This window comes from uncultured Caballeronia sp., from assembly GCF_964243625.1.
Taxonomy (GTDB): Bacteria; Pseudomonadota; Gammaproteobacteria; order Burkholderiales; family Burkholderiaceae; genus Caballeronia.
Window position 1 is genome coordinate 1 of the sequence record NZ_CAXTGZ010000195.1, and the last position, 9,932, is coordinate 9,932.

The 9,932-nt window shown below is 62.1% G+C and carries 9 protein-coding genes; 6 read left to right on the forward strand and 3 right to left on the reverse strand.

What is annotated here, in order from left to right:
* The 3 genes from ACFFAR_RS15025 to ACFFAR_RS15035 form a co-directional block, all read left to right on the forward strand.
* Positions 1 to 409: chemotaxis protein CheB (locus ACFFAR_RS15025; protein WP_375508066.1), on the forward strand; the 409-nt coding region annotated here is incomplete at its 5' end.
* Between the two features lie 43 nt (positions 410 to 452).
* Positions 453 to 1,610 carry a hybrid sensor histidine kinase/response regulator gene (locus ACFFAR_RS15030; protein ID WP_062171706.1) on the forward strand — a complete coding sequence of 386 codons (1,158 nt, stop codon included), beginning with the start codon at positions 453 to 455 and terminating at the stop codon, positions 1,608 to 1,610.
* Positions 1,611 to 1,746: 136 nt separating this feature from the next.
* Complete coding sequence (locus ACFFAR_RS15035) at positions 1,747 to 2,043, forward strand: acylphosphatase (RefSeq protein WP_174363083.1); 297 nt, start codon at positions 1,747 to 1,749, stop codon at positions 2,041 to 2,043.
* 158 nt (positions 2,044 to 2,201) lie between these two features.
* Here the strand turns inward: ACFFAR_RS15035 and egtD are convergent, their stop codons facing one another.
* Entirely contained in the window at positions 2,202 to 3,191 is a 990-nt protein-coding gene (gene egtD, locus ACFFAR_RS15040) for an L-histidine N(alpha)-methyltransferase (RefSeq protein ID WP_174363082.1), read from the reverse strand.
* 503 nt (positions 3,192 to 3,694) lie between these two features.
* Here egtD and ACFFAR_RS15045 point away from each other — a divergent pair.
* Entirely contained in the window at positions 3,695 to 5,920 is a 2,226-nt protein-coding gene (locus ACFFAR_RS15045) for a response regulator (protein WP_174363081.1), read from the forward strand.
* Here the strand turns inward: ACFFAR_RS15045 and ACFFAR_RS15050 are convergent.
* Together ACFFAR_RS15050 and ACFFAR_RS15055 are read right to left on the reverse strand one after the other, a co-directional pair.
* Positions 5,907 to 7,283, reverse strand: coding sequence for an ATP-binding protein (locus ACFFAR_RS15050; RefSeq protein WP_375508067.1), 1,377 nt, complete (start codon positions 7,281 to 7,283; stop codon positions 5,907 to 5,909). The two genes, ACFFAR_RS15045 and ACFFAR_RS15050, sit on opposite strands and share 14 nt — an antisense overlap.
* Positions 7,280 to 8,020 (reverse strand): response regulator, encoded by a 741-nt coding sequence (locus tag ACFFAR_RS15055; protein WP_174363080.1) that lies wholly within the window; start codon positions 8,018 to 8,020, stop codon positions 7,280 to 7,282. Before ACFFAR_RS15055 ends, ACFFAR_RS15050 begins: the two co-directional genes overlap by 4 nt.
* 247 nt (positions 8,021 to 8,267) lie before the next feature.
* Here ACFFAR_RS15055 and ACFFAR_RS15060 point away from each other — a divergent pair, with 247 nt between their 5' ends.
* Both ACFFAR_RS15060 and ACFFAR_RS15065 read left to right on the forward strand, forming a co-directional pair.
* On the forward strand, positions 8,268 to 9,017 hold the full coding sequence (locus tag ACFFAR_RS15060) for a response regulator (RefSeq protein ID WP_174363079.1): 750 nt from the start codon (positions 8,268 to 8,270) through the stop codon (positions 9,015 to 9,017).
* Positions 9,018 to 9,160: 143 nt separating this feature from the next.
* Positions 9,161 to 9,511 (forward strand): hypothetical protein, encoded by a 351-nt coding sequence (locus tag ACFFAR_RS15065; protein ID WP_062003447.1) that lies wholly within the window; start codon positions 9,161 to 9,163, stop codon positions 9,509 to 9,511.
* The last annotated feature ends 421 nt before the right edge of the window (positions 9,512 to 9,932 follow it).

The following is a 9,932-nucleotide window of genomic DNA, read 5'->3' on the forward strand; positions in this document are numbered from 1 at the left end:
CTTGCCGGTGGTGGAACCCGACGATAAAGCCACCATCACCGGCGGCACGATTTATCTCGCGCCGCCGGGTTATCACATGCTGGTCGAGCCCGATGGCACGATCTCGTTATCGGTCGATCCGCCGGTGCGGTTTTCGCGGCCATCGGTGGATGTGCTGTTCGAATCGGCGGCGCTGTGTTTTGGCGATGCATTGCTTGGCATTGTGTTGTCGGGCGCGAACGACGATGGCGCGCGCGGCCTCGCTGCGATCAGGAACGCCGGTGGCCGCTGCTGGGTGCAGGACCCGCAGACTGCGTCGTCCACCGCAATGCCGCTGGGCGCGATTGCGCGCGGCGGAGTACATGATGTTCTTACACTCGACGCGATGGCCGCACGCTTGCGCGGCATCGGACAAGGATCTGCGACGTGACCCAGGTTGACTTGGAGCTGACACCCCAAATGGAACTCCGCTAATGGAACTCAACAGGCAACCGATTTACGTTCTGATCGTTGACGATGTGCAGAACAACATCACCGCGCTCGAAGCCTCGCTCGCGCGGCCCGACATTTCCGTGCTGGCCGCCGGATCGGGTCCCGCCGCACTCGAATTGCTGCTCAAGCATGAAGTCGCGCTCGCCATTCTCGATGTCAACATGCCCGGCATGGACGGTTTCGAGCTCGCGGAACTGATGCGCGGCAGTCCGCGCACGGCGCACGTGCCGATCATCTTCCTGACCGCGACCGCACAGGACACCGGGCGCACGTTCCGTGGCTACGAAGCCGGCGCGGTTGACTTCCTCTACAAGCCGTACGATTCGCGCATTCTCAACTCGAAGGTGGATGTGTTCATCCAGATTGAGAAGCAGAAGCAGCAACTGGCCACGCAGCTTGCAACCGTCCAGCATCTCCTCGATGCCAACGAAATGCTCATGGCCGTGCTCGGCCACGACCTGCGCACGCCGTTGTCGGCGGTGATTGCATCGGCGGAATATCTGGCGCGTTTCGTCCCCGATGAAAACGTCGCGAATATCGGCACGCGTATCAAGAGCAGCGGCATGCGGATGGTGCGCATGGTCGATCAGCTGCTCAACCTCGCACGGCTGCGCGGCGGACGCGTGACGCTGCAGCCGCGGGCAGTGGAATTGCTGACGCTGGCGAAGAATATCGTCGAGGAATACGAAGCGCGCGTGGGCAAGGGGCGCATCTTTATTTTCCGCGACGGCGATACGTTGCTGCAGGGCGATGGCGATTTGTTGTCGCAGGTGTTTTCGAACTTGATCGGCAATGCGTTGACGCATGGACGCGAGAGTTCGCCAATCCACGTGCGCCTCAACGGTGAGACAGCGGACGAAGTGACGATCACGGTGCAGAACGCCGGCGAGATTCCCGTGGATGTCCTGCCGACGATTTTCGCGCCGTACCGGTCGGGCAGGCCGCAGCAGGAAACGGGTGGTCTGGGGCTCGGGCTGTACATCACGCGCGAGATTGCGCAGATGCATGGCGGCCGTGTGGAAGTGCGCTCCGATGCCGAGAATGGCACGGTGTTCGAAGTCACCGTGCCGCGCGAAGCGGTGGCGCGGCGCGCGAGCAGCAATTCCGGAGAGACCGCGCAGCCGTTCCGGCTTGGCTGATTGGGGACGATGACGCGGACGCGTGCGCTGTCCGTTTTGCCGGTCTTGTCTAGAATGCTCCCTGATGGGCGTGAGCCGGTTCATGGCCGCCCGAAAGTTTATGCCTTGGTTGGCGCAATAATCAGGAGAAGCGAACATGCCGAGTCCGGATCTCGATACTCGAATAGAAACGTATTACGTGCGTGTGCGGGGCGTGGTGCAGGGCGTCGGTTTCCGTCACGCGACATTGCGGCGCGCGCATTCGCTGGGCGTCCGCGGGTGGGTGGCGAATCTCGAGGATGGGTCTGTTGAAGCGATGATTCAGGGGCCCGCAAATCAGGTCGATCTAATGCTCGAATGGTTGCGGCGCGGACCGCCGCATGCGCGGGTTACGGACCTGACCAGCGAGGAGCGGTATATCGAAAAGCGGTTCGAGCGGTTCGAGCAGCACTAGGTTCAAGCGCTTGTCGGCGGGCGGATACCGATAACGTCATCGGCCGTCGGCCCCGGTCCTTCACATGCGCATTGACGAAACCCGCAGCACCCAACTGATTCAGTCGGAGGAGTGCGCGGGTTCTGAATAACGCCACACGCGGGAAAGGCGATCAATGCTCACCCCGCGACCAGCAAACTCTCTGCAAAGCCCCATTCATCATCCGTCCATTGCCTTGCGCAACGGAAACCCGCGTCCGATGCCAGCGGCCCCACTTCATCCGCGCTGTACTTGTGGCTGCTCTCGGTCCAGATCGTTTCGCCTTCGCGAAACTCCACGGTCAGATCAGCAGCGCGAATCGTCGCCTTGACCGGGCGCGTTGCGCGCAAATGCATTTCGATGCTGCGTGCATCGGGATTGAAGCGCGCGAGATGTTTGAACGCATCCAGGGGAATATCGGCGTCCAGTTCGCGGTTGATCCGCGCAAGCAGATTCAGATTGAACGCGGCCGTTACACCAATTGGATCGTCATAAGCGGCGATCAGCGTATCCAGCGGCTTGAGCAGATCCATGCCAAGCAACAACGCATCGCCGGGTTTGAGCATGCCACGTATCGATTTCAGAAAACGCGTCGCGGCAAGCCGCGAAAAATTGCCGATCGTGCTGCCCAGGAATAGCACGAGCAATACTTCGCCTTCGCGCCGGTTGGCACTGACTTCGGCGAGTCCGGCAAGGTAATCGCGCTCATATCCAACTATCGAAACACGCTCGATATCCCCAAGTTCACGCTTGCACAATTGCAACGCGGCAGGCGAAATTTCAATCGGACAGTATTCGGTGGCGCCGGTGGGGCGCTTCTTCGATAACGCTTCCAGGATGCGTCGCGTCTTGCGTCCGCTGCCGCTGCCAAGCTCGGCAACGGTTACGTTGCGCGGCAATTCGGCGACGATATCCGCCGAATGCGCCAACAGCACGCGCTCCTCGGCGCGCGTTACGCCGTATTCGGGCAACGCGGTGATGACCTCGAAAAGCGCGGAGCCGACTTCGTCATACAGATACATCGACGGCAATTCTTTCTGCGGCGAATGTGTGAGGCCGTCATGAACGGCGGCGGCGAACGCGGAGGGAAAACGCGATTGATGAGCGGCGTTATTCGTGGCCAAAGGCATGGGGTGTCTCCAGATGTCGCGCCCGGTGGACGCGGCCAGTTGTGCATGACGGGCAACCTACGAATACACCGGTCATGAATTCGAGCCCTGCGGTGCGGTGCCTCGCAGGGCGCAACAGAGCCAGCAAGAAGCGCGCTTGCCAACGCATATTGGAACGTATTGTTTGAAGTCGTGCTGAGATGGCGCGCGTGAGTCAATCGCCATCAGGGAAACGCTTGAGATCCTAAAGTTCGAACTTGCCGGCAGCACGGTCATGGCAGGGCCTCTCTTTACTAAAAAATCGCGCAAGAACTACAGGCCATCGTGACGCTTTTTACACGCCGCATGTGAAATGCAGACGACTGCCTTGCAGTGGAGCGTCCACTGCACAACCTTCAACACGTAAAGCGCTGATGATTTGCCGACTGGCGCGTTGCTTGCTTGCAACTGCCGATCACGTCCAGCGCATCCATTCGTCTTGCTTCGCGCTGTCATCGCTGTTTCCCCTCGCCTGTGCCCGATTCATGACCGACCCCGTTAGCCCTGATTCCGCGATCGCACGTCTTGACGATACGGGTGCGCACTGCTTCCCGACGCCCGAACCAGTTGCACGCGCCGACGTTCCGTTTGGTTTTCCTCTCGGTCCTCAACCGGCGGAGCCTGAACTCGGTGCGACGACCGCCCCGGCCCTTGACGCCGCCCCAAATTCCGACCGTTTTTTCCTGAGCGTCCTGAACGGCAGCACTGATTGCATCAAGATCATGAAACCCGACGGCACGCTCGAGTTCATGAACGCGAACGGCATCTGCCTGATGGAAATCGATGACTTCGCGCCGTTCAAGGGCAAGTCGTGGGTATCCTTGTGGCCGGCAGAATCGCGCGTGTTGCTAAGCGATGCCATCAGTAACGCGCTGCAGGGCCGGCATTCCCGCTTCGAAGCGCTTTGTCCGACGGCCAAAGGCACGCCGAAGTACTGGGAGGTGACGGTTTCGCCCGTCAACGGGCCGACGGGCGTGGAATGGCTTGTATCGATTTCCCGCGATATCACTGCGCGCGTGCTCAACCTGCGTTCGCTCGACACGGCGCTGCAGGAGCAAAAACGTCTCAGCGAAGCGCTTGAGCTGCACAAAGAGACGCTGGAACAGCGTATCGATGAAGCCACCGCCGCGCTGCGCGTAAGCGAATCCGAACGCCGCGAGACCGCTGCGGTGCTCGCCCAGTCGCAGAAAATGGACGCAGTCGGCAAGCTGACCGGCGGCGTGGCGCACGATTTCAACAACGTGCTGCAAGTCATTGGCGGCAATCTGCAGCTTGCTGCGCAGGACGCCGAGGGTCACGAGTCCTTGACGCGGCGGCTTGCTGCCGCACACGAAGCGGTCGAACGCGGCGCGAAACTCGCTTCGCAACTGCTGGCGTTCGCGCGGCGCCAGCCGCTCGAACCGGTGGCGCTGGACGTCGCGCGGTTGTTGCGCAACTCGGACGACATGTTGCGCCGCGTGCTGGGCGAGACCATCGAACTGGAGACGGTGGTGTCGGGCGGCCTGTGGAATACGCTCGCCGATCCGAATCATCTGCAGAACGTGATCGTCAACCTGGCGATCAACGCCCGCGATGCCATGGACGGCGCCGGGCGCCTCACCATAGAAGCCGGCAACGCGATGCTCGATGACGAGTACACGCGCCATTACGACGACCTGCGCAGCGGCCAGTACGTGATGATCGCTGTATCCGACACGGGTACCGGCATGGCGCCCGAGGTTATTGCGCGGGCCTTCGAACCGTTCTACACGACCAAGCCGGAAGGCCGCGGCACGGGGCTGGGTTTGAGCATGGCGTACGGTTTCATGAAACAGACCGGCGGCCACATCAAGCTTTACAGCGAACCGGGCGAGGGCACGACGGTCAAGCTTTACCTCCCTCGATCAATGGAAGAAGAAGCGCACCGCGTGGAGACCTTGCACGAACCGGTGACGGGCGGCACGGAAACGATCCTGGTCGTGGAAGACGATCCGAACGTGCGCGCAACGGTTGTCGACACCTTGACCGAACTCGGCTACAACGTCCTGAAATCCGCCGATGCCCAGAGCGCGCTGAACGTGCTCGAAAGCGGCGTTCACGTCGACCTGCTTTTCAGCGACGTGGTAATGCCCGGACCGTTACGCAGCGTCGATATGGCGCGTCGTGCGCGCGAGATGCTGCCGTCGCTGGAAGTCTTGTTCACTTCCGGCTACACGGAAAATGCGATTGTCCACGGCGGCCGGCTCGACGCAGGCGTGGCGCTGATCAGCAAGCCGTACAGGCGGGATGCGCTCGCACGCAAGGTGCGGTCGATGCTGCGCACGGAACAAAGCCAGCCGCCCATTCAGGCGCACCCTGAGGAACCAGCCGGCCCGCAGGCGTTACGCGTCCTGGTCGTGGAAGACGATATCAACACTCGCGAAGCCACGCGGGAGTTGCTGGAACTGCTCGACGCGCAGGTCCACGCGGTGGACAGCGCTCGGGCTGCGCTCGATCTGATCGGCAATCAGACATTCGATGTGCTTCTCACCGATGTCCGCATGCCCGGCATGTCGGGCCTCGACTTGGCGCGCGCTGCGAGGCGATTGCAGCCGCGTGTGCGAGTGGTGCTGGCATCGGGTTATGGCGCGAGCATTGCATCGGAACTCGGCAGTGACTTGAGCGATGCGACATTGCTGGCCAAACCCTTCAACTTCGATCAACTCGAACAGGCCGTGTTCAAGAAGCCATGACGGGTTGCGGCGTGCGCGTGGTTTGCATCGGCGCGCTGCCGCCTGCATCCGAATAGTCGGCCGCAACCGGAACCACGATCCGCACCATCAGTCCGTGTTCCGGCGCGTTGCTGATCTCGCACCGGCCGCCGAGTTCGCGTGCGAGGCGTCCGACTATCGCCAGGCCGAGTCCGCAATGGCCGTCTCCGGCGCGCGCCGGATCGAGCCGCACGAAGGGTTTGCGGGCATCGTTCAGACGCTCCGGCGGGATGCCGCCGCCGTGGTCGCGTACAGTGATCACCCATTCGTTGCCGCGGCGGGACGTGCCGATATCGACGGGCGGTGCGCCGTGTTCCAGCGCGTTATCCACGAGATTCGTCACCAACCGGTCAAGCGATGTTCGCGGCAACCTGAATCCGTCTCCCGCCAGCAGCTCGAGCCGGAACAACGCGTCTTCGCCGGCCTCGTCCTGCGCGAATTGTTCCGCCAGGAAGCCGTCCACGCCGACCGCCGGACCCACCGACGGCGTGCTTGCCGCGAACTCCAGAAACTGCTGCACGATCCGCGTCAGCGAATCGATATCGCGGATGAAATGCGCGCGCTCGGCGTCGTCGTCGACAAGCACGCTCGCCCGCAGTTTCAAGCGTGTGAGCGGCGCTTTCAGATCGTGCGCGATGCCCGCCAGCATCACGGCTTTTTCGTCGTCGGCGTCGTTGATCTGCCGCATCATCTGGTTGAATGCGCGGATCAGGTCGCGCAATTCGCGCGGTCCGCGTTCTTCAACGGGCACCGGCCGCTCGCCCGTTCCGAACTGCCGCGCGCTTTGCGCGACACGCGACAACGGCCGCTGCAATTGCCATGCGGCGACCAGCGAAAGGATCACGGCTGCCAGCAACATCCCCACGGATTCGATGAGAATCGGTGGCGCCGCCGGCAAGTCCACGGGCGTCACGATCCAGTTGGGATTGTCGGGATAACGCACCCAGAGACGCGGCGAATGATTCGGGCCATCGACGGCAATCTGTGCGCCGCGCGGCAGCAGGTTGCGCAACTCGCGCAGCAAATGCACGATCGGACCATGATCCGGTTCGCGCAACGCGACGCCTTCAGGAAGATTCGCGGCCAATACGAGCTTCGCGTTCAGCGCGGGCGCTATCCGCACGCCCTGGCGCGCGTCGTCGTTCGCGGCGGCCAGCACGAGCGTCAGGCCGCGTGCGTAACCTTCGGCATCGTGATGGGGACGCTGCACGGTCAGTACCGCGAACCAGCAGGCCTGCACGGCAAAGAGCACGACCAGTGAAATGAGCGCCATGCGCCCGAACAGCGAGTTGAACGGGTTGCTCCGGGCAGAGGAGCCCCGGGCAGGAAAGCCGAAGATCTTCATACCGGCGCTGCACGATCGGGGCGGTCGCGGACTCCATCGGGATCGGGGATGAACACGTAGCCCTGGCCACGCACGGTCTGGACATGGCGCGGACTCGCCGGATCTTCTTCGATGATCCTGCGCAAGCGCCAGATGGGAACGTCGAGGCTGCGGTCGTTGAAGGTTGCATCGTCACGATGCACGAGATCGTGAATCAACACGCGCGACAACACCTTGTACGGATGCTTGACCAGTACTTTGAGCAAGGCAAACTCGCTGTCGCGCAACGCAATGCGCTCGGTGCCGCTCACCAGCGCGCGCGTGACGAAGTCGAGCTCGAAGCGGCCGAAACGCTCGCTGGCGCGGGTTTCGGGACGCGCCGAGGACGCAGGCGCGCGCCGCCGCAAAACCGTATCTATACGGGCAAGCAACTCGCGCGGATCGAAGGGTTTGGAAAGGTAATCGTCGGCACCGAGTTCCAGGCCTTCCACTTTCTCCGTCACGCTGTCGCGTGCAGTGACGAAGATGACCGGAATGTCGTCCCCGGCGGCGCGGACCTGGCGCAACGCGGTGAGGCCGTCGACGCCGGGCATCATGATGTCAAGGACCACAATGGACGGCCGTTCGACTTCCAGCCTCCGGCGCAAGGCGGTGCCGTCGTGCAGGACAGTGACTTCCAGCCCGCGCGTAATCAGGAAACGGCTCAGCAGGTCGCACACTGCCGGGTCGTCGTCGACGATCAATACCGATGTAGTCATGCGGGAAATTTTAGCTGTGCAGGATAAGGATGCGGCTTTTCCGTGACCTTTGCATGGTTACGGATTCTTACGCGACGCCGCCCGGAAAACCGTCGTTTTGCACGCATTGCCGGCCCGGAGGCTTGGCCGGCGCGGCTCGCCGATTTCGTCTGAGGCACGCGAGCCATCGCTCCTCGTGCAATCCGATGAAAGGCGCGGAAAGGAATCCCTGTCGCGAAAGTCATATTGCGCGTCTTAGAATCGCTGCATGACCCAACACGTTCTTCTCGTCGACGACGACCCCGTAGTGCGCGACCTCGTGCGTGAATTCCTGCAAGGCCATGGCCTCGCGGTATCGGTAATGCACGACGGTACGGGCCTCAAGCGCCGTCTCGACGCAGAACGGCCGTCCATCGTCGTGCTCGACGTCATGATGCCCGAGCAGGATGGCATCAACGCGTTGCGCGAATTGCGCGCAGCCGGCGACGATATTCCCGTCATCTTCCTTACCGCGCGTTCCGATGTGATCGATCGCGTGATCGGCCTGGAACTTGGCGCAGACGATTATCTGGCCAAACCCTTCGATCCGCGCGAATTGCTCGCACGCATCCGTACAGTCTTGAGGCGGCGTGATGCAGCGTCGCCGGGCGCGCCGGAAGACCGGCCGCCGTACCGGTTCGGTCCGTATGAAGTGGATTTCGCTGCGCGCGAGCTGCGCCACAACGGCCAGCGCGTGCCGCTGCGATCGGGCGAATTTGCAACACTCAAGATCTTCGTCAAGAACGAGATGGTCGTTCTCACGCGCGCGCAGTTGAACGAAAAGCTGCGCGGACAGGCCGGGACGTATCGCGACCGCAGCCTGGACGTATCCATCTGGCGCTTGCGCCGCCTACTTGAAGCCGATCCCTCCGACCCGCGCTACGTGCAGACCGTCTGGGGCCAGGGTTATATCTTCGTCCCGCAGGGCGAGACCGGCGCGGTCGAGCGGGCGCTAAGGCGTGCATCGACTGAAGGGTGAAAAGGCTGTATAGCGGGACTGCAAAGCGGGGCATTCCTATATGTATCCGCTGAAATGATCCGTTACCAACTGCATCAGTTATTTCTTCGCTGCCCGCATAAGATCATTTCCATAGTCCCGACCACGGGATCTGGAGAACTCAAATGAAACGCGTTGCAGCAGTCTTGTTGATGGCCGGTACGCTCACAATGGCAGGTCAGGCGTCCGCACACGATCACGGCGGAAATGGCGGCGCCGTAGTCGGCGCGTTGCTGGGTGGCGCAGTGATTGGTGCGCTGGTCGGGTCTGCCGTCACGGCGCAGCCGGTGTACGCAGCGCCTGTTTATGCCCCGCCGGTCTACGCTCAACCCGCTTATCAGCCGGTTTATGCGCAACCGGTTTATGCCCAGCCAGGCCCGCCGCCAGGATCGTGCTACGACAATTATCGCGGTGCCTATGTGCCGTGCGCTCCGCCGCCCCAGCGCGGTTACTACCAGCAACAACAGGGCTGGTAATAACGGGGTATTGGAATGTTGGACTGAAGACCGGGCGCGATGCCCGGTTTTTGTTTTGCGCCTCTAAAGCCCTTTGACGATACCTTGTCCACGCAGGGCAAGGTCACAAGTGCCGCGCTCTCAGTAATCGCCCGGATGCCCGTCTGGCAAGGCTTACCGCCCATCAAATAAGTGCTTGAGCGGCACGCCGTTTGCAGTACAGGAAGGGCGGGCGTTGCGACATTGTCCTTCGCAACGCAATCAATGGAATTTCCAGGAGGCTGCAATGAAACATATATCCAAGAAAATTTTGGTATCGGCGCTTGTCCTTGGCTTGTCGGGCGGCGTGTACGCTCAGGCGGGCGGCGGCGGTGGTGCAGGCGCCGGTGGCGGCGGTGGCGCTGCAGGCGGAGCCGGCGGTAACGGCGCGGGTGTCGGCGGC